A 26,181-nucleotide genomic window follows, 5' to 3' on the forward strand; every position below is an offset into this window, starting at 1 on the left:
AGGCCCATTCTAAGGAATGGGCCTCTGTCCCTTTTAGCGCCCGTCCCTACACCTCCCTAATAATTTGCTACTGTTTAATGGCTCACAGCACCATGTAGATCCTGTCGCTTATTTGCTGCTTTATTGCGCAGTAATTAAGCAAAAACGAATTTGAGTGCAAAACTGAGAGATAGCACATAGATATTCGTTAAAAACTCATGCTAAATAACACTGAATAGAAATGAATTAACCGACTCATTTTTATATAAAAACACTTGTAAAAACTGTGATTTAACTCGGACGATATCAGCGCAATTAATGATTGACCGAATTCAAAAACGATGCCTATGATGGCAGCAACATCCTCAACAGGTAGGTACGCTATGACAGCAATTACTCATGTATATAACTACACAGTTAGATGTCCGCATTACAAAGATCCCGAACATCCAGTGAGTTGGTTAAACCACATCGAATTAAATCAATCCAGTGAAATTGCCTTAAACCGTATCACCAAATGGCACGAACTCTCAGGCAGTAAATCCTTCGAAACCAATAAGTTTGTCGTCCGCAAAGCCGACAATGAAGAAGCCTACTTTTCGATGCAGAGCGATAGGCTGAAAAATGATGGGCACGCGTTAGTCACCTTTAAGATCTTCCTCGATACCTGCTGCGACGATGCTGCCCCCGAAGAAATCATGCAGCACCTAATCGACGACTATCAGCAACGTTTAGCGAAACTCGACCAAGCCTCATAATGTTTTGCTTGGGAGTGACTGTCACATAAGCGCTTAATCGCTAAGTGAAATAGCAACAATGCCAGAGTTAATACTCTGGCATTTTGTTTTACTGACCTTGCTAATCAATTCATTCTAAACCGTCACTCATCCGCCACTGAACCACACCCCGTTAACTTGGATGAAGACATTTCATCTTCACTCAAGCAAACTGATGCATTATCCCTAATCTAACAAAGATTGGAGCTCAGATGATTGGATTTTCAGATTATTAAGGCGCGGTACAGCAGTATTTGGTATCTTGCCTAACAAACGTGCGTTATCAGGATGAGTACAATGAAAAAAGCGATGCTGTTAATACTACCACTGCTACTGGCCACCACTGCCTGCGCCGATTTAAAGGATGCGGGTCGCGCCATTGGCACCACCACTAAAGATGTGACGAAAGAGATTGGTCACGCCACCCGCGACACCACCAAAGCCATTGGTCATGCCTCACGGGATGCGGTGAAATCGGTCAAAGAAGAACTGACTGAAGATTCAGAGTGACGCCCATGCGTCACTCTGCTTTATCGGGGCTCAATCCTTAGGCCGCATTGGCACGAATACCATGGGGCACGGGTAATCCCTGGGCATTCACGTTCACAAACACCATCTTATCGATACTAACCACAGGCGCTTGGGTCATCTTATTACGCACTTGGCAACTGACCGTAATGGAACTGTGGCCAAGGCTGACAAGCTCCAAACCAAATTCCAACACATCCCCCTGCCGCGCCGGCGTCATAAAATTGATTTCAGAAATCAGCTTAGTCACATGGCTGGAGCTCTTCATCTGGCACGCAGCAAAGATGGCTGCCTCCTCGTCAATCCAACTCAATAACTGGCCGCCAAATAGGGTATTTGCAGGATTTAAATGTTCAGGTTTGACTAAACGACGACTGTAATATTTCATGACGGTGACCTCACTGTGAATACCAAGTTTTACAGCCAATTCACAGCATTATTTAGGCCAAGATAAATAGCCATTGAATAACAATGAGATAGAATTAAGTTATTGTAAAACGGTTAAAAAATTGCACCAACTCGAGTCAGAGCTGCACCAGAATAATCAATTAGATAAAAAAATAGCGACTCAGAGAGTCGCCAAGCTCAGGCAAGCAATGTATTGACTGGGTAGGAAGTTAAGTCACAAGGTTTGACTTAAAAACCCGTGCAGCACATGTAGGCGAACTGCACGGGGGACAACAGCTGCAATGCAGCTAAACACAGGGTTTACGGGTACAACATCTTACGGGTAGAACCTATTCGCGATACAACAGACTTCGCTTAAAACTGCTCTTCTTCGGTCGAGCCTGTCAGTGCAGTCACAGAAGACTGACCGCCTTGGATCACTGTGGTAACTTGGTCGAAGTAACCTGTGCCCACTTCCTGTTGATGCGCGACGAAGGTGTAGCCTTTCTTCGCTGCTGCAAACTCAACTTCTTGAACTTTCTCAACATAATGCTTCATACCTTCACCACGAGCGTAGTCGTAAGCCAGGTCAAACATGTTGTACCACATGTTATGAATACCCGCTAAAGTGATGAACTGGTACTTGTAGCCCATGTCCGACAGCTCTTGTTGGAAGCGCGCAATCGTCGCATCGTCCAAGTTTTTCTTCCAGTTGAACGAAGGTGAACAGTTATAGGCCAGTAATTGGTCTGGGTACTGAGCATGAATTGCCTCAGCAAAGCGGCGTGCTTCTTCTAAGTCAGGCTTAGCGGTTTCACACCAAATTAAATCCGCATACGGTGCGTAGGCTAGACCGCGAGAAATTGCTTGGTCCAGACCCGCTTTTACGCGGTAGAAACCTTCACTGGTGCGCTCGCCAGTCACGAAGTCACGATCGTATGGGTCGCAATCAGAGGTCAATAAATCCGCCGCGTTCGCATCGGTACGAGCGATAACTAAGGTTTCAACACCGCTCACGTCGGCTGCAAGGCGAGCCGCAACTAACTTTTGTACCGCTTCTTGGGTCGGCACTAATACTTTACCGCCCATATGGCCACACTTTTTCACAGAGGCTAATTGGTCTTCAAAGTGCACACCGGCGGCGCCTGCATCGATCATCGACTTCATCAACTCGAACGCATTCAGTACGCCACCAAAACCCGCTTCCGCATCGGCAATAATCGGCAGAAAGTAATCGACAAAGTTTTCTTCTTCCGGATTAACCCCATTGCTCCACTGAATTTGGTCAGCACGGCGGAAGGAGTTGTTAATACGGGCTACGACAGCAGGCACTGAGTTTGCTGGGTATAAAGATTGGTCTGGGTACATAGTGCCCGCTAAGTTCGCGTCGGCCGCTACTTGCCAACCAGACAGGTAAATCGCTTCGATACCGGCTTTAGCCTGTTGTACCGCTTGGCCGCCAGTCAGTGCACCTAACGAGTTCACATAACCTTTTTTTGCGCCACCGTTGACTAAATCCCACAGTTTAGCGGCACCGCGTTTGGCAATGGTGTTTTCGGGTACGATAGAACCACGAAGTGCCACAACTTCCTCTGCAGTGTATGGGCGACGGACGTTTTTCCAACGTGGATTCTCAGCCCAATCTTTTTTGATCGCGTCAATCTGTGCCTGACGTGAAGTCTGTGTTGCCTTAGTCATAGTGTCACTCCTTTCTCTGTGATGTTGTAGCAAGTGAAGCTGCCCCACAGCCTCACCCTGCCCATTGGTTTAATTGGCGGCTTGGCCGCCATAACGCATTCCATGTAAACGCATTCAGTGTTACAGCATTAAAACGCTAATCATTAAGCCGTTAGCATCTCGTAACCGGGTAAGGTTAAGAAATCGACCAATTCATCCGAAGTGGTAATATCCTCAAGCAATACAGCCGCTTGGGTAAATTTGCCGTGGGTGAATCTGTCACCGCCCACTTCTTTTTTCACATTTGCTAACTCTTCCACCAGCATGTCCTTAAACAATTGTTTAGTGACGGGTTTGCCGTTTGAGAGTGACTTGCCATGTTGGATCCATTGCCAAATCGAGGCGCGGGAGATTTCCGCCGTTGCCGCATCTTCCATTAATCCGTAAATCGGCACACAACCGTTGCCACTGATCCACGCCTCAAGGTATTGCAGAGCGATGCGAATATTCAGGCGCATCCCTTGCTCAGTTCGCTCACCATCACAGGGTTTTAATAACTCTGCGGCAAGGATCGGTGCATCCACATCACGGGTGATATGCAATTGATTTTGATGATCTTGGCCTATGTATTCGTTAAAGATCCCCATTGCCGTGTCCGCAAGACCTGGGTGAGCGACCCAAGTCCCATCGTGACCATTGCGAGCCTCAAGCTCTTTGTCCTTACGTACCCGTTGCAACACGGTTTCGTTTTGAGCGGGATCCTTCGCTGGAATAAAGGCCGCCATGCCGCCCATCGCCAGTGCGCCACGTTTATGGCAGGTTTTGATCAGCAGTCTTGAATAGGCGCTTAAGAAAGGCGTATCCATGGTCACCGCTTGGCGATCCGGTAATACACGGTCGCTATGACGCTTTAATGTTTTGATATAGCTGAAGATATAGTCCCAACGACCACAGTTCAGCGCGACAATGTTTGAGCGTAATTCATAGAGAATTTCGTCCATTTCAAACACCGCGGGTAAGGTCTCAATCAAACAGGTACATTTGATTGTCCCAGGCTGAAGGCAAAATCTTTCTTCAACAAAAGCAAACACTTTTGCCCACCAACGCGCTTCAATATGGCTCTCAAGTTTAGGAATATAGAAGTAAGGACCACTGCCCTTCGCCAGCAATTGGCGATAGTTATGGTAGAAGAACATCGCAAAGTCGAATAACGCGCCGGGAATGGACTGCTGGTTAAATTCAACGTGCTTCTCTTTTAAGTGCAGGCCACGCACACGGCAAATTAATACCGCAGGATTTTGGCCTAACTTGTAGTGTTTACCGGTTTCAGGCGCTGTGTACTCAATCTCACCGCGCACGGCATCACGTAGGTTAATCTGACCTTCCACGACTTTCTGCCAGCTCGGTGCTAAGGAGTCTTCAAAATCCGCCATAAACACTTTGGCATTTGCATTAAGCGCATTGATCACCATCTTACGTTCGACGGGACCGGTAATTTCGACACGGCGATCGAGTAAGTCATTCGGAATACCACGGATCTTCCATGCCCCGTCACGAATTGCGCGAGTCTCGGGTAAAAAGTCAGGCAAAGCCCCTTTATCGATACGCGCCTGTCTATCTTTACGTTTGGCGAGTAATGTGGGCACTTCTGTCGCAAATTCACGGCAAAGTGACTCAAGCAACGCCAGCGCGCCTTCGGTAAAAATCACCTCCTGCCCCGGGATGGTATTTCCCACTAAGGCCAGAGTGCCATTCGCAGTGGCCTTATTCTGTGTCGAATTCAATTGCTGTTCACTTAAAGTGTGTTCCGTCATCTTCTCGCCCTCCCAAGAGGCTAACCTTTTGCTCGTTTACGACCCGTTACCAGCAAAGACATGAGTAACATGTACAAACATTCACCACAAAACATTCAAATGTTCGTTTAGAACCAAAACTTACAGACAAACATTTGTATTTGCAACTATCCAAAAGTGCCATAACCGCTAAAAAATTTGACCAAAAAACCTCTCAGAATTGGTCTGACCAAGACGCAAAATGCACGCTAAATAGCTGATAAAAAACAATTTTAAAATTATTAGCTAAATAAGATTTTTCTTATCGTGAAATTTGTCAGACAACTTTACCACTACAAGTGCAATGTAATTTTATACGTAATTTAATTACCAATTGAAAATTTAACTATACAGCATTTTTAGCCTATTCGACCTAAGTAGAAAGCAGTGCGCGTTTTGAACTCCACCTTAAGGAAAGTCACTAAAATCAATAAAAACAATGAGTTAACAAAATTTAAACATGACGCAAGTTTAAACACTCGTTTAACTATTACGTTTACGTAAACAGTCGAGCGGGTAAGCGGAGAGTGACAGGGATCACGGGTTATGTTTCTCGATCAAAAACCCGAGTCGATATGGTTAACCCAAAAAATAAATCACTTTTTTATAAAAAAAATGAAACAAATTAGAAATCTGACCCAGCATTGCTTCAAATGAGGGCAGCAAGTAATAGTGAAGGTCTTTATCCCCAACGCAGTTAACCGTATTTCATATGTAAAGATAGCCAAGCTTCATGGTCTTTTAAGGGCCAAACAAGGGGTTGCAATCTAGATGAAAATCATTATCATTCGCGACCTTTCTGATTGGGGGACTTTCAATGCCAGTTTTACAGCCTGTATTTCGCTTATCGCTTATTGCACTCGCCTGCCTCAGTGCTTTACCACACACAGCCTACGCCGATGACACACCTTCAGCTCGCGATGAAAACGTCGAGCGTATAACGGTATATGGCAGACAAAACTCTGTGGTGAAAAACTCAGGACTTGCGACTAAGTCAGATATGTCCTTAATGGAAACCCCTGCGGCGGTTGTTATCGTTGACCAGGAGCTGATTAACAGCCAAGGAGTCGATAATCTGCAGGACTTAATTCGCAATATCAGCGGGGTGACTCAAGCAGGCAATAACTACGGCATTGGGGATAACTTAGTGATTCGCGGCCTCGGCGCAAACTACACCTATGACGGCATGTATGGCGGTGCCGGCCTTGGCAATACCTTTAACCCCACTCGCTCCCTAACCAATGTGGAATCCGTGGAGGTTTTAAAAGGGCCTGCGACTGGACTCTATGGCATGGGCAGCGCGGGCGGCGTGATCAACCTGATTGAAAAGAAACCGCAATTTGAATCCAAACACAAAATCACCACAGAAGTTGACCAGTGGGATACCTACTCGCTCGCCATCGATAGCACGGGTGGGATCGCAGATGATCTTGCGTACCGCTTAGTCGCCAAAACCGCCCGCAGTGAAGGCTACCGTGATTTAGGCGCCGACCGTGATGAAGTGTTCGGCTCCCTCAAATGGGTATTAAGTGATAGCCAAGATCTGATGCTATCCGGCGCGTATATCAAAGACGCCATTGCCGTTGACTCCATCGGCCATCCAATCCGTATCTACAATGCCGATTCTGTCGGCGGCAAAACCGCGGGCGAAGTCACTTGGCAAGATTTGATAAACGATCCAAAGGGTCTAGGCATCCAACTGACCGACGAGCAGCGTCAGCAATTAGCGGCGTCACTCGCCAGTGGTGATGGTTTAACTCCCTACTCCTTCGGTGACGCGGGATTAATTTCTCCCATGGCAAAAGATAATGAAGGTGAAGAATTAAGGTTCAAGCTAACCCACAATATCTACTTTACCGATAATCTGTTCCTCAACCAGCAGTTACAATATCGCGACTACACTACAGGTTTTGCCCGTCAAACAGGGGCTTACAACTATGTGTATTGGAAGCGCAAAATCAAGGTTGGCGGCGTACCGACTGATGTGATTAACGAAGATCCCCGCGCGCCACTGGTTGAAAATGGCGTGCTCTATCCCTTTGCCGCCAGACGTCAGGAATACCGCCAGCTCGATGCCGAAGAAACCTCATGGCAGTATTTTGCCGATCTACGTTACGACTTCAAAATCGGCAATATCGACAACGAATTACTGGTGAACGCTAACTACGAAGATCGCAACATTCGCCTCGAGCAATTCTCGATTTACGATGCGGATCAAGTCATTAAAAACAAACAAGGCGAAGTGATTTACCGTGGTTCACTACCGTACATTTACGATATCCGCAATCCAAATTGGGGAACGGGTAAATTTGCTGACTACGATCCACTCAAAACCGCCAACTACAACAAAAAAGTCAGCGCTTGGGGTCTAGGCGTGCAGCATGTGGGTTATTTAGGTTATGGCTTTACCACCCGTGTTGGCGTGGCCTTTAACGAAATCAAACAGAGCTATGAGCACTTAGGTTTGGATGAGCGCTACAGCGCGAGTCAAGCGAGCCCCACTCCTGAGGAAGATAGCAAAGATAACGGTGTCACCTATAACTTGGGCTTAACCTATATGCCCATTGATGATTTATCATTTTTCGTCAATCACTCAAAGGGCCGCACCGCCTATAGCATCTTAGGTTCTATCACTGGGGAAAATACCGACCGCGAAGACTCAGAATCCGTTAGTAACGATCTCGGCATGCGCTTTAAAGCCTTTGACGATCAGATGCTAGCATCGCTGGTGTTCTTTAAAAGCTCACGCACTAATGTGCCTTACAACAACCCAGACTATAACGCTGGTGTGTCAGGTGCCGAGGTGCCGGTGTACTTTTACGATGGCAGCGAAGATACCCAAGGGGTCGAGTTGGATCTCAATGCCCACTTAAACGATAACTGGCGCATCAACCTTAACGGCATGTATCAAGACGCTAGGGATAAACAAAACCCGAATGACAAAGCCAACTACGACAGCCGTCAAAAAGGTGTGCCCTATGTGACCGCCAGTGCTTGGGTAACCTATGGTGCAGACTGGTTTGCCTTAACAAGCCCTATTGAGCTGAGTTTAGGCGCCAAGTATGTGGATGATAGAAGCACACACTCAAGCTCATTTGGCATCCCAGATGGTTATGTACCGAGCTACACCTTAGTGGATTCTGCCATCAGCTACGCCACCGACTCTTGGAAGTTACAATTGAATATCAACAACCTATTCAATAAAGACTATTACAGCAAGGCGATGTTCCTCGGTGGCATGCCAGGCGAAGAGCGTAATGTGAAACTGCAATATAGCTACAGTTTCTAAGATGTTTTCTTAAGTCCATAAACAACAAGAGAGCCCATCGGCTCTCTTGTTTGTTATAGTTGGCAGACTTAACTGACGTTTTCCCGGTCACCACGCATCAGCGACTCCAACTCGGCTTTCCCCTTAGTGGATAAATCAATCAGCTTGGCTAAATCATGCTGATGGGCAGCACTAGCGATCACCAGCTTTTTATCGTGCTCGGCAAAAATCTTCACCCTTTCATTGGCTTGTACCTGTGATAAGCCTAAGCCCTGCAAAATCTTCTCACTGGCAGACAAAGCAGAACCAAAGGTTTCACGGAACACATCGGTCACCCCAAGGCTCATTAATCGATACGCGTGGTTACGGTCACGTGCCCGAGCGACAATATTGATATGGGGGAAATGGGTTTTCACCTGCTGGGCAATTTCAATCGAATCCTCAACATTATCAACGGCCAGCAGCAACAGGCGCGAGCGCGCAATCCCCGCCGACATCAACATATCTAAACGTCTGGCATCGCCAAAATAGACCTCACCGCCGTATTTGCGGATCACATCCACATGGCTGGCATCCTTATCTAAGGCCACAAACGGAATGCCCGATGACGCTAAAATCCGCCCAGTGATCTGCCCTACTCGCCCAAATCCGGCGATCACCACCTCAGATTCAGTCACATTAATGGTATCGGGCGAGCGCGTATCCACCACCTTAGGTTTAGTGGCTCTAAATAGTGTGAAAATCATCGGTGTGACTGCCATGGATAAACCAATGGCGAGCACTAAGATTTGGGCGATTTTATCATCCACTATGCTGGATAATTGCGCCTGCGACAGCAGCACAAAGGCAAACTCACCGCCCTCAGCCAAGATAAGACCTAGGGCAATACTCGGGCGCCATGTATGGTGCCGTAAACGGCCAAGGAGCATCAGCACTGTGGTCTTAATCAGCAGCATGCCCAGCAAAATCGCGAGGATAAGTAAGGGATCGGTTAAAAACAGCTTGAGATCCATACTCATGCCCACCGCCATAAAAAACAGCCCAAGCAGTAAGCCCTTAAAAGGTTCGATATCGGTTTCGAGCTGATGTCGGTAGCTGGAGTTCGCCAGCATAATTCCGGCTAAAAACGCCCCCATACCCGCCGATAGCCCCAGCCACTCCATCAATTCGGCGCTGCCCATCACCAGCAATAATGCAAAGGCGGTTAACACCTCACGAACCCCGCTACTGGCAACGAGTTTAAGTAACCGCGGCAACAGATATTTGCCTACCAACACAAAGCCCACTAATGCCACACAGGTCCAATACCAAGGCACCGCATGGTGCTCAATCTGGGCCGAATTAGGCGCAAGGTAAGCGGTTAATAGCAACATGGGGATCACTGCGAGATCTTGCATCAACAACACCCCAAAAGCATCGCGGCCAAGCGGAGTGGTCAGCAATCGATGTTCGCTCATCAACTGCACCGCAAAAGCCGTCGATGACAAGGATAACGCCGCGCCAACCACTAATGCTGCCTCAATGGATAAGCCAAATCCCCAAGCTAAACCGCCAATGGCCGCCCAAGAAAGGAGTAACTGACCACTGCCAAGACCAAAGATGGCGCTGCGCAGCTCCCATAACTTGCTCGGATTGAGTTCAAGCCCGAGGACAAACAGCATCAATACCACACCCAGCTCGGCAAAATGCAGCACGGCAGCGGGATCAGACACCAGCGCCATACCGCCAGGCCCTAAAATCCCCCCAGCAGCCAGATAAGACAGAATCGGTCCTGCGCCAAAACGTTTGCCCAAGGGCACAAAAATCACCGCGGCCAATAAAAATAACAGTACAGAAGTGAGCAGACTCGACTCTTCCATTAGGGCTCCACAACGTTAGCGAAAGGCAAAAATAGGGGTATGACCTTAAGCGAAAAAAGCTTCGGCTACCGCTGGCAATCATACTCTAGTTAGGCAGGAAAAAGTGTGAAAAATTGACCTAAAAATCATCGAGCAAACGCAAGAAATAAGCGAAAAAGCGAAAGAAGAAAACCGCGTTACATTAACCTAAACAGTCAGTTACACAGACAATACAACTCGTATCCTACTGCCTTGCCAACTGGCTGGTAATATTGGTGGCGCGTTTATCGGAGGCTAAAGCGTCCTCATAACAAAATACACTGTTACGACCATTCGATTTTGCAGCATACAGTGCCATATCGGCACGGTGTAGCAGAGGATCCAGGCTTAAGTCTTCTTTTGTCATACCGCTGACCCCAAAGCTCGCGGTGATAGTAAATTTATGCCCTGAGAGATGCGTATCAATGGCTTCAATTCGGCTTCGGCATTGTTCGGCAACTTCCATCCCCTTAGATTCATTGGCGTATGGCAAGAACAACGCAAATTCTTCACCGCCAATCCGAGCAAATACATCGCCATTGCGCACATGGGGTTTTAACGCCTCAACGACTTTTTTCAGCGCCCAGTCACCCGTACCATGGCCGTAGGAATCATTAATCCGTTTAAAATAGTCTAAGTCGAATAAAATCACGCAAAAATCGCCCCCTCGGGCAGCGGCTTGCACAAACAGATTTTCCCCCAGATCTTGCCCAGCACCACGGTTAAGCACGCCCGTCAATGCATCCATTCTGGCCATACGCATAAAACGCCGTTTTTGCAAATTGCCCACGACTAACAAAATCGCGAGGAAAAACAGCCCGCCAACTAATATCGTGATAAACATCAGCATATTAGTGTACTCACGTTCTTTTACCGTTTGCTGAGCGATGTAAAGTTCACGCTCTTTATTCAGCAAGTTGATTTCACGCGCCTGCTCATCGGCATTAAACTTAGCCGCTTGATAAGCAAGGGTTTTCATCTTAGATTGGTCAAAAATCAGTTGATTATAATGCTGCTCTTTTCTGGAGTATTCATAGGCTTGTTCAAATTGTTTATCCGAGGCCATCAACTCGGCAAACACTCTGTAGGCAATATGCTTATGTTCGATATAACTATTATCATCGGGAAACGTGAGCACTTTAACAGCGTGACTTTTGGCTTGCACCGGCTCACCCGTTGCAAAGTAATTCTCGGCAAGAAGTGCATGCACATGGCTGATTTCTAATTGAAATTGAAAAGCTTCATACCCTTTTAACGCTAATAGCAAAATCGCTCTCGCGCCTAAATTGTCACCCCGCTCCTGCAAAACCATCCCTTTGCCTTTCATCGACATCGTTGCTAAAAGGGGAAATTGCTTCGCATCACAATATTGACGGCTATCTTCGAAGGCGTCCAAGGCATCGGGACTTTTCACTCCGAGCAAGTAAATAGCCCGCAACAATTTGGCATGACAAATATCGCGGACATCGGTTTCCTGAGCAAGTTGTAACACTTTATTGGCATAGAGGCCCATATCGCTATAAGCGTCCATTTCAGAATAAATATTGGCAATTCTTAGATAGGAGTGACGTTTAATCGTAACATCATCGATATTCACCACTAAGGCTAATGCTTTGGCAACAGCCGACAAGGCTTTGTCATAGTCGCGCATCCCTATATAGACCGTGGCTTGATAACTATAAATCGACGCTAATAATTCAGGACTTGTGATTAAGGTTTCGGCCTGACGCAGATCGTCTAACGCTTTGGCATATTCACTGACAAAAATATAACTAATGGCTCTGTCAATTCTTAGTCTGCCTTTTTGTGTTGGGGTTAATCCGCTAAATGCGGTCTCATATTCGGCCAGTTTTTTCTGTGCGGCGCTAAAATCAGATTGCAGTAATACATCAAGCTCATTGAGTGCCTGATCAAAATCGAGAGAGTTAGCCATCAACGCTGTCGAACACAAAGCAAAGATGGCTAATAGGGCACAACGTAACCGTTTCAAGATAAGTTAATTATTACCATGATTCACTAATAAGAAGGCTTGAAAGTCTTGGTCGCCACTTAACGTTTTGAGCTTTTCCATATCCCCTGTCATTACAGCGTTAATTTCTTCATCAGTTAATCCATGGGCACGCATCACCGCCTCGGGATCCTGCTTATAGTCTTCCATTAACTGCGCATCTTGGCCTAACTGGGTAAAAAAATCCGATAATGCAGACATGTTTTTTCCTTATAGTTAATAATGACTCAATATCACACTTCAATTTAGCCCAAATCTTCGGGACTGATCCCTAACTTAGCCAAAATAGCATAGTTGTACTCCAGCTTTTTTGCTGGCGGAATTAACAACGTACTAATCGGTGTTAAGTGTGCTTGGGGTAAATTCGCTAAGGGTAAACGCTCGATACGCGGGGCTTGAATTGGCAAATTGGCCGCTTCGTATATGACCACCTCATGGTCGAGGGGATACCATTGATTCAACTGCTCCACGAGGATCTGCAACCTATCACTAGAGGTATGAAATTGGGTTAGGGTATGTTCGCCCGCTATCGCGATTTGCCAGAGTAATAAGTGAGTGGTGGGATCCGGCACATGGTTGAAAAACATAAACTGGCTGGCTTCAAAGCTTTGATGCCCTGAGTTGCCAGGATCAATTCCTAAGTCGGCCCACAGGCAAGCTTCAGCCGAAATCCCCGGCTCCATCTTGGCCGAAAACCCTTCGGCCTTGGCGCGAGTTATCGCCATATGGGATACACAGGCAAACACGCCCGGATGACCATAGAGTGCACACACGGTTTTTTTACCCGCTCTCACCGCATCTAGAATGGCATTGACCATTTGCTCGTAGGTGTATCGACGATTTTTAACTTCTCCATTTTGCGCATAAAACTGCTGCAAATTGATGACATTGGAGTTGAGCTTCGTCAACCAACGCTGCGAGAAACCGTCGGGTAAGAGTGAAAATACAATATCGGCATGTTCAATATAGCTGCGGCTTAATACGCTAATCTGCCCCGCGAGCTGTAACCCCGTACCCACACAAACGAGTGATCCCAATAGCCTCTCCTAAAATGCTCTACCGCGGGCTTATTACTAAATAAATTGAAGTCGTAAACTTAATAGTGATCGCTAAATTCCATGCTACTCCCTAAAATAGCGAAAAAATGCTAACACCATCAAAGTAAAACGTTTTAACAACTTTACCCGCGTTTTTACAACATTGCTACATCACCCTCTCGGCTTTGCTTAACTTTACGGTTTTTCAACGTAATTTATCGCGGTTTAACTCCTTTAGACTCAATAGCCAGCATAAAAATCTTCACTCACAGCGAACTAAAACCCGCCGCTTAGGTCGAAAACTCACACAATTGCAACGATAAGCGCCGCAACGCCCAATTACCCTTGTCATAAGGGGGAGTGCTTGGGTATGATGGCCGCCAGATTTTCAGAAGTAGCGCATACAATGATCAATAAAAAGCAAAGTCTTACCCTGCTGAGCGCCATTGCGCTCTCAGTTTCGCTCAGTGCCTGTAGCGTGTTTGATTGGCTGATCTATAAGCCCGATATTCCGCAAGGCAACTACATGGAGCCGCAACAGGTTGAAAAGTTGCGTATCGACATGACCAAAGAGCAGGCCGAATACATTCTTGGTCGCCCAGTATTGCGTGACAGCTTTGCCGATGACACTTGGTATTATGTGTACCACTATAAGAGTGGCCGTGATGCGAGCATTACCCACAAAGAACTGATCCTGCACTTTACTGGTAACAAATTAAGCTTAGTGAAGGGCGATTATGAATTAAGCCCAGAGTTTAATACGCCGCTTGAGCAGAGTAAGTTACCTATGACCAACACTGCTGAGTCTGCCCCGCTTGTGCCAGCACAGCGTCCAGATGAAAAGCCATTAGTGAAAGAAAATCAAACAGAAGCGCAAGTTCAAAAACCAATCAAGTAAGCACACTGGTTTTACACTGCCTTAAAAACAAAAAGCGCCAATGGCGCTTTTTTTGTGTGCTGGTATTGCAGACAGATTAAGACACCCGTCCACCGGTCACTTTATTGGCACGACCTTCATCTTTGGCCTTATCGGCACGGCGACGGCGCACATCCTTAGGATCGGCAATCAGCGGGCGATAAATCTCCACTCGCTGTCCCGGTAAAATCACTTGGTCATGCTTAACCACATTGCTAAACACCCCAAGCTTTACTGTTTCTAAATCAATCTCAGGGAAAAAACTCACCATATTGCTCTGACGCACTATGTCAATCGCGCTCGTGCCGGGCAATACGCTAACCGAAATCACCTTTTGCTGAGTCGGCAGCGCGTAAATAACATCGACGACGAACTTATCTGCTTCATTTGTCACTGTAAATTACCTTAGCGCGGCTGGTAAATGCCGTCACCATAGACACCATAAGATCATTAAACACTTTACCAAAAGCCATATCGACCAATGAGCTGGAAAACTCGAAATTTAAGTCAAACTCCACCTTACAGGCATCTTCCGTCAACTCGGTAAAACGCCACTGACCGAATAAGTGTTTAAAAGGCCCATTTTCAAGTCTTAACTCGATACTCTTTCCCGGCACCACCTGATTGCGCGTAGTGAAGGTCTTACGGATACCCGCCTTACTCACATCGACCGAGGCCACCATGGTTTTACCATCAAACTCAAGCACTTTACCGCCAACACAACCGGGTAAAAACTCTTTGTACGACTCAACATCATTGACTAAATCATACATTTGCATCGCACTAAAACGAACTAACACACTTCGAGAAATTTGCGGCATAGGGCTTGGCACTCTCAATCTAAGTAAACACGCTGTCTCAAGCGAACTCCGCGCGCCCTACTCTCTAGGGAAGCTAACAAAATTGGTTTGGATTCTACCACGATACTTAAAAAACGCACCCCTCACATATCCCTATGATGACTAAGCAAAACCGCATAAAAAAACAGCAATAAATTGATGAGGGCTTGAAATAGCTCAAATAAACCCTTATATCCATTTCAAATTGATTCACCGTGCGTATAATGGCGCCACTATGGTAAAGAAAAACTCAAAAAAAGCCGCGCCTGCGACGATCGCACGCAATAAGCGCGCAACCTTCGAATACCGTTTCGAAGAAAAAATGGAAGCTGGCATTTCCCTCATGGGATGGGAAGTGAAGTCTATCCGCATGGGTAAAGTAAACCTATCGGACTGCTACGTCTTCTTAAAAAATGGCGAAGCCTTTATGCACGGCTGTACCATTATTCCGCTTAATACCGCATCGACCCATGTGGTGTGCGACCCGATTCGACTGAAGAAATTGCTCTTAAGTCGTAAAGAGTTAGATAAATTAGCTGGTCTTGTTGAGCGCCAAGGCTACTCGATTATCCCTATCTCCATGTACTGGCGTAAAGGGGCTTGGGTCAAAGTAGAAATCGGCCTAGGTAAAGGTAAAAAAGACCACGACAAGCGTGAAGATACCAAAGCACGCGAGTGGGAAGTGGAAAAAGCCCGCGTAATGAAAAAGGAAAAAACGCGCGGATAATGAACAAACGATTGAACTTGCAGCAAATGATACTAGGTTATCGCCACGCTACGAGTTACAATCAACTTTCTTGGGGGCGATTCTGGATTCGACAGGATTCACGAAACCCTGGGAGCATGCCGAGGGGCGGTTGGCCTCGTTAAAAGCCGCAAAGTTATAGTTGCAAACGACGATAACTACGCTCTAGCCGCTTAATGCCGCTAGCCATCTACCACACGTTTCGCACATGGGCAGTGGATTTGATGGTCATCTCACATCGTGCTAGCGAGGGAACCCTGTCCGGGGGTGAACCGCGAAACAGTACCGGACTCACCGTGTGAGATCCTGTCTTTCGGAGTTCAAACGGTTAAACAATAGAAAGACTAAGCATGTAGCGCCTTGGATGTAGGTTTTCTGGACGCGGGTTCAAGTCCCGCCGCCTCCACCAATTTAAGTAACTAAGACGTCTCTGGACGTCTTTTTTATTGCCTTCAACAACGTAAAATCAATGACTTACGATGTATTAACGTCTTTTTACGTCCTACTACAGCTTTGATTTTTGGGTACACATGAGGGTACACTGCTTTTACTTCGATACCATGGTGTACCCATAATGGCCATTATCACTACTCGCCTAACAGATAAAGAAATCAAAACAGCCAAGCCAAGGGATAAAGAATATAACCTATTTGACGGTGACGGACTCCGCTTAAGAATTAAACCAAACGGCTCCAAACAATGGATTCTGAACTATTACAAACCCACCAATCGTAAGAGGGCAAATCTCAGCTTAGGCAAGTATCCCGATCTATCGCTAGCAAATGCCCGTAAGCTGTCACTAGAAGCAAGAGAATTAATCGCTCAAAATATCGATCCCCAAGATGCTCGAAAAGAGCGTCAGCAAGAAGTTGATGCAATCCACCTGCATACTTTTTATAACGTAGCTAAAGAATGGTTTGATATGAAAAAAGACTCGGTATCGGCAGACCATGCAGTCGATACTTGGCGCTCTTTGGAGCTTCACATTTTTCCTAGCCTATCTAACACGCCCGTAAAAGATATAACGGCTCCATTTGTCATAGAGCTTCTAAGACCAATTGAAGCTAAAGGCAGCCTTGAAACAGTCAAACGTCTATCGCAACGTTTGAATGAAGTCATGAACTTTGCCACCAATTGTGGATTGATTAAGGCTAACCCATTAGCAAATATTAAGGCTGCATTCAAAAAGCCTAAAAAAGAGAATATGGCTTCCCTTGCCCCCGCCGAACTCCCTGAACTAATGCGCTCACTTTCCTACGCAAGCATTAAGTTGACGACACGATGTTTGATCGAGTGGCAGCTTCATACAATGACTCGCCCTAGTGAAGCCGCTGGTGCTAGATGGGATGAAATTGACTTGGATAGCAGAGTTTGGACAATCCCAGCTGAACGTATGAAGAAAAAGCGCGAACACCGTATCCCATTAACAGAGCAGATGCTGGTGCTATTGGATTTAATCAAGCCTATTAGCGGTCATCGTGAGTACGTTTTCCCCTCCGATCGTGAACCAACTAAGCCATGTAATAGCCAAACCGCAAATATGGCACTAAAACGCATGGGTTTTGCGGGACGATTAGTTAGTCACGGTCTACGTTCACTAGCCAGCACTACATTGAATGAACAAGGTTTCGATAGAGATTTAGTTGAAGCAGCACTATCACACGTTGAAGAAAATCAGGTTCGTAGCGCTTATAACCGCACCGATTACTTAGAACGTCGTCGGCCGATGATGAGCTGGTGGAGCGGTCACATTGAGGAAGCAGCAAGAGGCGGTTCGGCATTAACAAGAACTAAAACGTTGAAAGTTGCGGCTGAATAATAATTAGTCAACAGGAGAGGCCACCAAAAGCATGGCCTCCCTGTTAACATGTATTAGTTAGTCACGAGCTCAGGCACGATTTCCTGTGACCAACTGTCTTCCATCAGCATTCTGAACGACATACCACCCGACGCTGCTTCCAACTTAAGTTCGCCAGCATCTACTGCCGTCTTGACGTGCTCAGTAAACAGCTCAAACAATCGGCGCTTGTACTCAGTGTCATCGTTTCCTTTTAAATGCTCACCCTTGGTTTCCAGTACAGAGAAGCGGTAACTACCAGAGTTTGGCTTTTCGACGCACACCAACAAGTCAGGGTAAACCTTTTGCTTTTGCCAGCCTTGCAGGCTGTACTCGCGTTGATTCACTGCAATACGATGCCACCAATACACAGACTCTTGCTTATCCAAATACCAGGCTGTGTCGCGCTCTAAATTGTTCAGCCCATTTTGATAGACCTTTTCGAACAGGCTTTTTTCGAGTTCAGAACTATCCTTGCGGCGAAGCACCTGATCATGCTCACTGACATTAACCTCTAAGGTTTGCGCCAGTTCCCAATTTAGCTTTTCGTTATCTGAAGCTAGTAGGCGCAGGGAAATATCACCCTTGTCCAACTTAGATCTGAAGATTTGCTCCGATAATTGCGCGACCTGTTGTTTAATGTCGCGTTTCATCTCTTTGAGTAGCTCAAGGCGGTTATTAAACAAAGCCTCCTCAGAAACGCCATTACCACGCAAGATGTCTAACGTGTGCGTTAATACCCGCATGGCTTGCCATGGGTTTGGAATAACATCGGTGAGCTGCCTTACCATAAACGAGATATCCAGGCCTGCATTGGGGTCAAACTCGATATTTTCGTGAACCGGATCGGCCAAGTCCAATTCGCCTTGGTTATCCTTAGACATTTTGTAGTCGATACGGGCAATCGTGCGCTTTAACTTATCGTCCACTAACTGGAAATTCCCTGCATTCAAATAAGACAGCGACTCCCAATCTAGGTCACCCAACACATCACGTTCATAGTCAAACAAGCGGAAGCCGTCTTTGTACCCAGCATCGCGATGTAAAACCCGAGGCAAGAATATTTTAGGTAGGTTACGAAAACGCTCTCTACGCAATAAGGTTTCTTTGCTTGCCACTGCGGCGGGCTTATTGGCTTCTGAGGCTTTAACCTGATTCGCCACATCACCCATTCCTTCTTCTTCTAAACCTTGCTTAACACCGGCGACGGCTTCCATCACATCCTGATCAAAGGTGTAGACATAACACTCATCTAAACTTGGTTTTTGCGTCAATCGCGCATGTGGTTGACGTAGTACCCGGCCAATCATTTGGGTGATTGCCGTTTTTGCGGTCATTTTAGACAACACGGTTAACACATAAGCAAAGGGGCAATCCCAACCTTCACGCAGCGCATCCTTTGTGATGATGTATTTAACGGGGCACATTTCGCTGAGCAAATCATCATCACCCAACTCGTCTTTATCAGACGTTTTCAGGCGAATTTCATTTTCATTCACGCCCAGTTTTTCCATCAAATACTCACGGGCGTCTTCCGCATGTACAAAGGCTGAATCTCGTTGGTCTTTACCTGTGCGCTCAACACGGATCAGCATAATGGGCCGAATATAGCGACCGGTTTCGTTTTGTAGCAGCCCGGCATCCTGTTCAAGCTCTGCCAATTTAGCGTGCGCAAGCGACAAGCTATGCTTCCAGTCACTTTTGTCTTCGTTGATTAAGTTGATGGGCAACTTAATCATTTGTTCATCTTTCAACGCTTGCCCTGACACATTCACCAACACATTTGAGTGATGCTTACCGTTAGCGTTAGGCGTGGCCGAGAGCTCAAGAATAAACTTAGGGTTAAAGCCACACAGGGTTTCTCTTGCGGTTTCGCTATAGGCTTTATGCCCCTCATCCACAATAATCACTGGGCGAACCATGCGTAACACATTGCCTAAGCTTTGTTTGACTGACACTGAGCCTGGGATTATGCCTTCTTGCCAACCGTAATCGGAAAGATCGTTGCAATCTAAATTGCGAATACTGCTCAAGAGCGCTTCATTGGCTATGGTGTCATCTTCAATCGGGAAGAAGGTAGTAAATCGCCCGCTATCGCGGAACATGCGCAGGGTTTCTTTGGATTGGCGCGCACTGGATTGCAGCATCAACAGCATAACGCACAGGTTTTCGTCGGTATCTCGCTTGGTAAAGGCATCGTTCTTTTCAAGCATTTTGACGCGCCCACCCGAAGCTCGCTCTAACATTTGACGATACGGATGCTCACGATTTGCCAACTGTTTCCAGGTTTGTTTGTAAATGGCATCCGACGGCACTACCCAGAGCACCATACCTGTCTGTTGCGTAAACAAATCCGTTTGCAGGCGCTCAACCGCAGCAACACCAAGTAAGGTTTTACCACCACCTGTCGGTACTTTCAGGCACACGTTAGGGATTGGCCTCTCTAAGCCGTCAAATCTTGTGACATAAGGAGCAGGCACCAAGTGACCGCTTTTGTCTTTAAGTAGGTCAATACGGCGCTCCTGTACCAGAGCTTCCCACGTATCTTTGGCGTAATCGGTTAAGCGAGCCTCTTTGCCTTTCATTTTCTGAAAAGCAACAAAGTCTTCCGCCTCTTCCTTGGTGTCGGCCAGCTTTTTCAGGTAATAGTCCAGTTTATCCAGCACACCATTTTGGTAGTCTTTTAACTCCATGTTACGCCCCCATAATGCGATGGATAGCGTAAGGCAACTGGCAAAACTCAATGCGTTTTTCAGTTAAGTCCTTCTGACTCATAAATTTCGCGACAGCAAAGACAATGGTGCGCTTCTTCGTAGCATTGTTGTTAGCAATCGCCACTACTTTATCCGCGTTTAATGCCGCTTCATTTGAACGCAGCCATTCACTATCTGGGCGATAGAACAAATGAATACGGAATAAGTCTGTTTCACCGATAAAACCATCGGCAGAAGCTTTAGCAACAGTTTCTAATGACTGCCCAGTTGCGGTATAAAACACATAACGTGCGAGCGCGTCGAACGATGGCATCGCTTCGCCAGTAAGTAAACTTTCAATTTGAATCGGTTCACCCAAAGTACAATAAGTGAAACTACCACCAATGCCTGGCGCAAAATCATCCACTTTACGCTCACCAGTTACAGTAAGTACACCGTCTTTGAGCTCTTTCTTGATTTTGTCAAAATCCTTGCTGTGTTTTTCTTCAACTTTGGCTATTTTTTCAAGCAACTCAGCGTGTTTTTTCTCAAAGACCGACCACGTGATTTTTTCAGAAAGCAGTTCTTGCTTCTGGTTGCCTTTAAAGGGGTAACCGTTAATAACACGACGAACACGTTCAGCAGTTAATGTATCGGCGTAGTCTTCACACTCGACTAAGATAAACTTACGGCTGCCATTGTCTTTTTTATTAGCTTCAAGAACTGCATGAGCGGTAGTTCCAGAGCCAGCAAATGAATCGAGTACGATGCCTTCTCTACCAATAGACAATTCAATACAGCGCTGAACATGCGCTAAAGTTTTGGGAGCGTGACCAAGTGGGTTTTGCCCTGCAAAAATATTTTTAAGTAACGTTGTTCCTAAATCGGTGGCAAATTCAGTTCCCTGCCAAAACGATTTTGATTTTTTCCCATCAGTCTCATCTAGATAAACCCTGTAGGACACATCAAACCGTCCTTTACTAGATTCTCTAGCTTCCAAATTCTTTAAGTTTTGAAATGCTCGCGCCTTTCCCCATCGCCAACGCCCATGAGTTCCATCTCCTCTCATTGGCAATATTTCAATGTCATTGTTTGATGACCTTTCAAGAGACAAAGTATTAGCACTTTTATTCCAAAAAATCGGATAGAACATTTTAGGCCGATCTTCTCTTCTGTCTTCACTCCCTCTCTTACGAAGATCACGTAATGAATAAAGACAACCACTTTCATCTTTTAACGTGAAGTCTTTTAGCTGTTCTTCTGTCAGATCCAAACCTTTCGAGACAAATTCATCTCCTGAGTAGACTAAAATATACTCATGCGTGATCGCTATATGCTCTTTATCATTTCGTCCTTTTAAGTTATTGACGACAACAAATAAACCAACAAACTTATCATCACCAAAGACTTCATCCATCAATAACTTTGCGCTATTAACTTCATTGTCATCCAACGTTAACCAAATACTTCCATCGTTTGACAGCAGTTCTTTCAACAACATAAGTCTCGGCCACATCATGCAAAGCCATTTGTCATGACGTTCCAAGTCTTCTTTATCAACAGGATTAGCTGACTTTTTCAACCACTCCTGCATCAATGGTGAGCGAACGTTGTCGTTGTAACACCATCCTTCATTACCAGTGTTGTACGGCGGATCGATAAAAATGCAGTCTACTTTACCGGCATGAGTTGGCAGTAAGGCCTTAAGAGCTTCGAGGTTATCGCCATGGATGATGAGGTTGTCATCCAGCGATGCTGACTTGCCTTCCAGTGGTAAAGATTTATCCGCAACCACTTTTAGTTCACGAAACGGCACACTCAGGTGATGTGAATATACAAACTGCTTACCTTTAAAATCCAACGTTGGCATAGGTATTCCTTAAATTCTTAATTAATTCTGTATCTTGGATGTAACACTTCGACGCTAATTGCGCTTTGCGTGCTCTATCCACTTTTCTAAGTCGTCTTTTTTAAAGCGCCAAGAGCCGCCAACCTTAAAGCCTGGTAGTTTGCCTTCGCTTGCAAGTCTATAAGCCGTTTTTTCAGCCACCTTTAGATAAGTGGCAACCTCTTTCAAGGTTAAAATTTGTTCAGTCATTTCAGTGTGTTAGCAATATCTGAATTGGAAGAAAAGTTTGATGATGAGAGAATAAGGGAAAATTGGGGAGTGAGCAATGAGCTGAGCATAGATATGCGATAGCCCTAGGCAGACTCATTCCAATGCCTTTTAACGGTTGCAATACCCAAACCGAGCACTTCCGCTGTTTTACGCTGTGATAACCCTTCTGCCTTTTTGGTCTGAACTGCGCTGGTGGTCCCGTAAGCTTTGGGTCTGCCCAGTTTCTTGCCTTGAGCTTGTGCTCGCATGAGCCCTTCTTTCGTGCGCTCTCTGATCCGGTTTCGCTCAAACTCTGCGAAAGCTGAAAACATCTGCAGCATCAACTTGCCCTCTGCACTAGAGAGGTCAGCCACCGGTAAATCCAGACAAACAACCTTGATGCCTTTGTCTGTCAGCAGATTAATGGTGTTTTGTACGTCAATGTTGTCTCGACCTAACCGGTCTAGCTTTAAGACCACCAGCATATCTCCGCTTTCCATCTGGTGGTTGATAAGCATCTTAAACTTTTCACGCTTCATCGCTTCAACAGAACCTGAAACCGTTTCGCTGATAACACGAGAATCACTCACCTCATACCCTTTTTGCCGAATAGCGAGGATTTGGTTTTCGGTGGTTTGCTCTGTTGTTGATACACGGCAGTAAGAAAAGGTACGCATAGATCATTCACTTTATAGAAGGTATCAAATATAGGGGTATCATATAGATAAAGCATCATCAAAGCAAAACCCTATCTTTATGATACCCATATTAAATTGGAAAGTCTGGTATCAATATACGAATGTTTATTGATACCAGATAATCAGGTTAATTTGACGGTTTTAGTTCTTCGCCATCATTTGTTGAAACTTCATAAATTGCTTAAATTGCTCTTCCATATCTGGTGAAGTATTTTCAGCAGGCAGCGCTAACTTACGCAATAACTCGGCTTGTTTATAATCAGGCACATCGCCATAACTATAAAAAGTGGTCAGCACACTTTCATGTCCTAGATTTTGGCTCCATGCTTTAAACTCTTCTGGTGTTCGGCACAGATTTTCACCAAGCCTAACTAACGTGTTACGGAAGCTATGAGGGTTAAAATAAGGCATACCCGCAGCCTTGAAGGCTTGTTTAAATATTTTTCGGATTGGGCCTGCTGTACTCCAATGCTCTTTAAGTAAATCAACAGCTTCAAATTGTTGGTTTTTGTTGTGTGCCAGCTTAGTTTTTGGAAAAAGTGGATCACCTTGCTCATATCCAAGCTCGTTAATCAAATACTCAATCCATTCAGTCAATATCTTCGATGGCAACTCTCCCACAGGAAAAAAGTAAGTGGCAAAGGTTTTACTAAACTTTGTATTTACCTCCCTTGCATCCTGATAAAAGCATTGCTCTGCAATATCAACATGTTTAATTTTTACTGAAGCAACAGCACCATCTCTTGCACCAGTTAAGAGAATAAAGGCTATTAATGCTCTATCTCGTATTTCCATCGATGTTGAGCATGGCATAATCTCTAAGAGTTGAATGAGCTGTTCAAGCTTCGCTATATTTTTCTTACGCTTAGCATAAGCAATGCGAGTATCTTTTTCAGACAAGTTAAAATATTCAATATCGCTGTAGTTAATTTTTGCTCGATAGCCTTTTTGAGTAACTAAATATTGAAAAAACATCTTCAAATGGCGAGTTGCAGTATGCACGGTAGCCTTACTTAATCTATCACCAGTCACCTTTGATTTTTGAGCAAGAAGTTGCTTTTTAAACTCAATGGCATGCTTTGCCTTAAACTTGCTGAAATCAAGATAATTCGTACATTCTTCAAAGCGATTAATGGACTTCATAGCGCCATCAATTGTCGAGTCATCTTGGCGTTTTGCATCTCTCAAATACTTGATGTAATCATGAAGAATTCGCGCATTATTCGTACTACTTTTTTTCATCATCAAATTCCTTAGCGAAAGGACAATTTAAGAGAGCATTTCCTCTCAGGATTAAGTGTTTTTCAGCTATCGGTAATTTCCCTCCCAGTTCAATCCAAATTTGGTTCACATTACGCCAAGAAACGTACTTATTAGCTTGGCATCCGCACTCATGGCAATACCCCGTCATTTGAGCCATTCCCGCAGGCTTAGCGATAAACTCAAGAGATTTGATATCAGGCATTTTTGGTTGCTTGCATTTAAAACAGTACATTTCGTTTGCTTCACACTTGAACATGTCTGCTTTACGCCTCCTTTTTAAATGAATTTTCAAGTCAACCCCATGTATTAAAAGAGGACGTTTTTCATCCACAACAGGCAGGCCAGCATGAATCCAATTACGTACGGTTTTTGGATGAACCCCCAATGTTTCACTAATTTCAATAACGGTATAGAAGCGGTGAATTTTGATGCGATTAGGATTATTACGACTACCCATTGTTAGCCGCCTTAGATGCAGCAATGCGCTCATCAAGCCACTGCTCAATATCTGCTTCAAGCCAACCAACTGCACGGTCACCTAATGAGATGCTTGCAGGGAATTCCCCTTTAGAAATACGTAAATAGATACTGCTACGAGATAGACCTGTTCGGCTCTTAACCTCAGGTAATCGCATGATTTTATTGGACATAAAAAAACCTTTTAGTCGTTTATAGAACGACGAAAAGGTTATTAGAATTGATGCTTTCAAAAACCGAATTCGGTTTTACGATTCCGAATTCGGTTTTTCGTTATCAGCTTCGAGCGTCGATTGCTGGGCCTATTTGCTTTAACACTTTACGGACAGTATCGTCAGTTACTGGCGCACCAATCAAGTCTGTCATCGCAACCAATGATGCACTGATGCCTCTTTGATTCCAATCCACGTTAGCTTCTTTACACAACGCACCGATTAGAACCAAGAGTGTATTCCTCTCTATATTATTCAATGGTTTAGATGTTGACTCATCCTCTAGCGATTGAATAAACCTTGTCACTTCAGCCGTCCTAACAACCAAAACAGCATCAAGCTCATCTAAATTAGTTGCGGGGTAAAACGATGGTAACCTTCTTGATCTCCTCAGCCTTAGTTCATCAGTTTGCTCATCTACCTCATCAATAGCAGACACTTCAGAAGTGGCATCATATTCACTTTCAGCTAAGTTTTTTTCTTTAACATGCAACTGATACGCGGTATCCCCCAGCTCCACATAGTGCCCAACTGCGATAGGTATTTTGACTGAAAGACCTGAGACTTCTTGCTGATATCTGTTCGATATGTCGGCTCTTTCAGCGCCTTTCATCGCCAAATCCCACACACCTCTCATCAAAATAACCTCGGGTTCTGTTTGTTCAACCCAGTAATTTTTTGATATTGGTATACTGCCGTTAATTGGAACGGAAATGCATTGACATTCAGGAAAGTTTGGCAATCCAACTGGCACAACCTTTCTATATTTCAAATTCTCAGTTTTAACAAATCTCGTCTTTTTAGCATACACGCCGTTCACAAAATAAGCGGACAGCTTTAAATTCCCGTCAAGCGCTAGTCTATAAATATCTGCTAATGTAATTGGTTCTCCAAGAACATTTGCAATATGCTTTACCACTTCATCCAGCGTTAACCATTCCTTTAACTTAAACAACTTGCTCATTATTTACTCTGCCGCCCAAGGTTAATACAGATTGCTTTCCTATGGATGCTCTGTTCATTCAATTGTGTCC

23 protein-coding genes and 1 other RNA gene are annotated in these 26,181 nt (G+C 45.2%); 7 read left to right on the plus strand and 17 right to left on the minus strand.

Features of this window, described 5'->3' with window-relative positions:
* Positions 1 to 362 precede the first annotated feature (362 nt).
* Positions 363 to 737, plus strand: coding sequence for a hypothetical protein (locus SHEWMR4_RS14510; RefSeq protein WP_011623514.1), 375 nt, complete (start codon positions 363 to 365; stop codon positions 735 to 737).
* Positions 738 to 1,052: 315 nt separating this feature from the next.
* The gene (locus SHEWMR4_RS14515; protein ID WP_011623515.1) at positions 1,053 to 1,265 is read left to right on the plus strand and encodes a hypothetical protein; all 213 of its coding nucleotides are present in this window, start codon (positions 1,053 to 1,055) and stop codon (positions 1,263 to 1,265) included.
* 37 nt (positions 1,266 to 1,302) lie between these two features.
* On the opposite strand, the gene SHEWMR4_RS14520 is transcribed toward SHEWMR4_RS14515, so the two are convergent.
* The 3 genes from SHEWMR4_RS14520 to aceB all read right to left on the minus strand — a co-directional run bounded on the left by SHEWMR4_RS14520 (position 1,303) and on the right by aceB (position 5,161).
* Positions 1,303 to 1,671: an acyl-CoA thioesterase gene (locus SHEWMR4_RS14520; protein ID WP_011623516.1), complete on the minus strand. Its 369-nt coding sequence runs from the start codon at positions 1,669 to 1,671 to the stop codon at positions 1,303 to 1,305.
* Between the two features lie 374 nt (positions 1,672 to 2,045).
* The gene (gene aceA / locus SHEWMR4_RS14525) at positions 2,046 to 3,368 is read right to left on the minus strand and encodes an isocitrate lyase (RefSeq protein WP_011623517.1); all 1,323 of its coding nucleotides are present in this window, start codon (positions 3,366 to 3,368) and stop codon (positions 2,046 to 2,048) included.
* 143 nt (positions 3,369 to 3,511) lie between these two features.
* On the minus strand, positions 3,512 to 5,161 hold the full coding sequence (gene aceB / locus SHEWMR4_RS14530; RefSeq protein WP_011623518.1) for a malate synthase A: 1,650 nt from the start codon (positions 5,159 to 5,161) through the stop codon (positions 3,512 to 3,514).
* 835 nt (positions 5,162 to 5,996) lie between these two features.
* On the opposite strand from aceB, the gene SHEWMR4_RS14535 reads away from it, so the two are divergent.
* Positions 5,997 to 8,468 (plus strand): TonB-dependent receptor, encoded by a 2,472-nt coding sequence (locus SHEWMR4_RS14535; protein ID WP_011623519.1) that lies wholly within the window; start codon positions 5,997 to 5,999, stop codon positions 8,466 to 8,468.
* A gap of 68 nt (positions 8,469 to 8,536) precedes the next feature.
* Here SHEWMR4_RS14535 and SHEWMR4_RS14540 read toward each other — a convergent pair whose 3' ends face one another.
* The 4 genes from SHEWMR4_RS14540 to SHEWMR4_RS14555 form a co-directional block, all read right to left on the minus strand.
* Positions 8,537 to 10,306: a monovalent cation:proton antiporter-2 (CPA2) family protein gene (locus SHEWMR4_RS14540; protein ID WP_011623520.1), complete on the minus strand. Its 1,770-nt coding sequence runs from the start codon at positions 10,304 to 10,306 to the stop codon at positions 8,537 to 8,539.
* 223 nt (positions 10,307 to 10,529) lie between these two features.
* A complete protein-coding gene (locus SHEWMR4_RS14545; protein ID WP_011623521.1) occupies positions 10,530 to 12,257 on the minus strand; it encodes a GGDEF domain-containing protein in 1,728 nt (575 codons plus the stop codon).
* A gap of 63 nt (positions 12,258 to 12,320) precedes the next feature.
* A complete protein-coding gene (locus SHEWMR4_RS14550; protein ID WP_011623522.1) occupies positions 12,321 to 12,533 on the minus strand; it encodes a hypothetical protein in 213 nt (70 codons plus the stop codon).
* A 44-nt stretch (positions 12,534 to 12,577) separates the two neighbouring features.
* Complete coding sequence (locus SHEWMR4_RS14555) at positions 12,578 to 13,369, minus strand: SAM-dependent methyltransferase (RefSeq protein ID WP_011623523.1); 792 nt, start codon at positions 13,367 to 13,369, stop codon at positions 12,578 to 12,580.
* A 406-nt stretch (positions 13,370 to 13,775) separates the two neighbouring features.
* On the opposite strand from SHEWMR4_RS14555, the gene SHEWMR4_RS14560 reads away from it, so the two are divergent.
* Positions 13,776 to 14,267, plus strand: a complete 492-nt coding sequence (locus SHEWMR4_RS14560; RefSeq protein ID WP_041409108.1) for an outer membrane protein assembly factor BamE — start codon at positions 13,776 to 13,778, stop codon at positions 14,265 to 14,267.
* A 76-nt stretch (positions 14,268 to 14,343) separates the two neighbouring features.
* On the opposite strand, the gene SHEWMR4_RS14565 is transcribed toward SHEWMR4_RS14560, so the two are convergent.
* Both SHEWMR4_RS14565 and SHEWMR4_RS14570 read right to left on the minus strand, forming a co-directional pair.
* The gene (locus SHEWMR4_RS14565) at positions 14,344 to 14,679 is read right to left on the minus strand and encodes an RnfH family protein (RefSeq protein WP_011623525.1); all 336 of its coding nucleotides are present in this window, start codon (positions 14,677 to 14,679) and stop codon (positions 14,344 to 14,346) included.
* Entirely contained in the window at positions 14,669 to 15,106 is a 438-nt protein-coding gene (locus SHEWMR4_RS14570) for a type II toxin-antitoxin system RatA family toxin (protein ID WP_011623526.1), read from the minus strand. The genes SHEWMR4_RS14565 and SHEWMR4_RS14570 overlap by 11 nt, the downstream gene beginning before the upstream one ends.
* A gap of 253 nt (positions 15,107 to 15,359) precedes the next feature.
* Between SHEWMR4_RS14570 and smpB the strand changes: the two genes are divergently transcribed.
* The 3 genes from smpB to SHEWMR4_RS14580 all read left to right on the plus strand — a co-directional run bounded on the left by smpB (position 15,360) and on the right by SHEWMR4_RS14580 (position 17,688).
* On the plus strand, positions 15,360 to 15,851 hold the full coding sequence (smpB, locus tag SHEWMR4_RS14575) for an SsrA-binding protein SmpB (protein ID WP_011623527.1): 492 nt from the start codon (positions 15,360 to 15,362) through the stop codon (positions 15,849 to 15,851).
* 72 nt (positions 15,852 to 15,923) lie between these two features.
* Positions 15,924 to 16,278: a transfer-messenger RNA gene (ssrA, locus tag SHEWMR4_RS20825) on the plus strand.
* A gap of 165 nt (positions 16,279 to 16,443) precedes the next feature.
* On the plus strand, positions 16,444 to 17,688 hold the full coding sequence (locus SHEWMR4_RS14580) for an integrase domain-containing protein (RefSeq protein ID WP_011623528.1): 1,245 nt from the start codon (positions 16,444 to 16,446) through the stop codon (positions 17,686 to 17,688).
* A gap of 53 nt (positions 17,689 to 17,741) precedes the next feature.
* Here SHEWMR4_RS14580 and SHEWMR4_RS14585 read toward each other — a convergent pair whose 3' ends face one another.
* The 8 genes from SHEWMR4_RS14585 to SHEWMR4_RS14620 all read right to left on the minus strand — a co-directional run bounded on the left by SHEWMR4_RS14585 (position 17,742) and on the right by SHEWMR4_RS14620 (position 26,111).
* The gene (locus tag SHEWMR4_RS14585; RefSeq protein ID WP_011623529.1) at positions 17,742 to 20,399 is read right to left on the minus strand and encodes a DEAD/DEAH box helicase; all 2,658 of its coding nucleotides are present in this window, start codon (positions 20,397 to 20,399) and stop codon (positions 17,742 to 17,744) included.
* 1 nt (position 20,400) lies between these two features.
* Positions 20,401 to 22,269, minus strand: a complete 1,869-nt coding sequence (locus tag SHEWMR4_RS14590; RefSeq protein WP_011623530.1) for a site-specific DNA-methyltransferase — start codon at positions 22,267 to 22,269, stop codon at positions 20,401 to 20,403.
* A gap of 54 nt (positions 22,270 to 22,323) precedes the next feature.
* On the minus strand, positions 22,324 to 22,497 hold the full coding sequence (gene mads1 / locus SHEWMR4_RS14595) for a methylation-associated defense system helix-turn-helix domain-containing protein MAD1 (protein ID WP_011623531.1): 174 nt from the start codon (positions 22,495 to 22,497) through the stop codon (positions 22,324 to 22,326).
* Positions 22,498 to 22,601: 104 nt separating this feature from the next.
* On the minus strand, positions 22,602 to 23,174 hold the full coding sequence (locus tag SHEWMR4_RS14600) for a recombinase family protein (protein ID WP_011623532.1): 573 nt from the start codon (positions 23,172 to 23,174) through the stop codon (positions 22,602 to 22,604).
* A gap of 162 nt (positions 23,175 to 23,336) precedes the next feature.
* Complete coding sequence (locus SHEWMR4_RS14605) at positions 23,337 to 24,437, minus strand: tyrosine-type recombinase/integrase (protein ID WP_041408828.1); 1,101 nt, start codon at positions 24,435 to 24,437, stop codon at positions 23,337 to 23,339.
* Positions 24,424 to 24,915: a helix-turn-helix domain-containing protein gene (locus SHEWMR4_RS14610; protein WP_011623534.1), complete on the minus strand. Its 492-nt coding sequence runs from the start codon at positions 24,913 to 24,915 to the stop codon at positions 24,424 to 24,426. Before SHEWMR4_RS14610 ends, SHEWMR4_RS14605 begins: the two co-directional genes overlap by 14 nt.
* Positions 24,908 to 25,108 (minus strand): helix-turn-helix transcriptional regulator, encoded by a 201-nt coding sequence (locus SHEWMR4_RS14615; protein ID WP_011623535.1) that lies wholly within the window; start codon positions 25,106 to 25,108, stop codon positions 24,908 to 24,910. Before SHEWMR4_RS14615 ends, SHEWMR4_RS14610 begins: the two co-directional genes overlap by 8 nt.
* A 103-nt stretch (positions 25,109 to 25,211) precedes the next feature.
* Complete coding sequence (locus SHEWMR4_RS14620) at positions 25,212 to 26,111, minus strand: hypothetical protein (protein ID WP_011623536.1); 900 nt, start codon at positions 26,109 to 26,111, stop codon at positions 25,212 to 25,214.
* Between the last annotated feature and the right edge of the window lie 70 nt (positions 26,112 to 26,181).

The sequence above is a fragment of the Shewanella sp. MR-4 genome (genome assembly GCF_000014685.1).
In the GTDB taxonomy this organism is placed as follows: Bacteria; Pseudomonadota; Gammaproteobacteria; order Enterobacterales; family Shewanellaceae; genus Shewanella.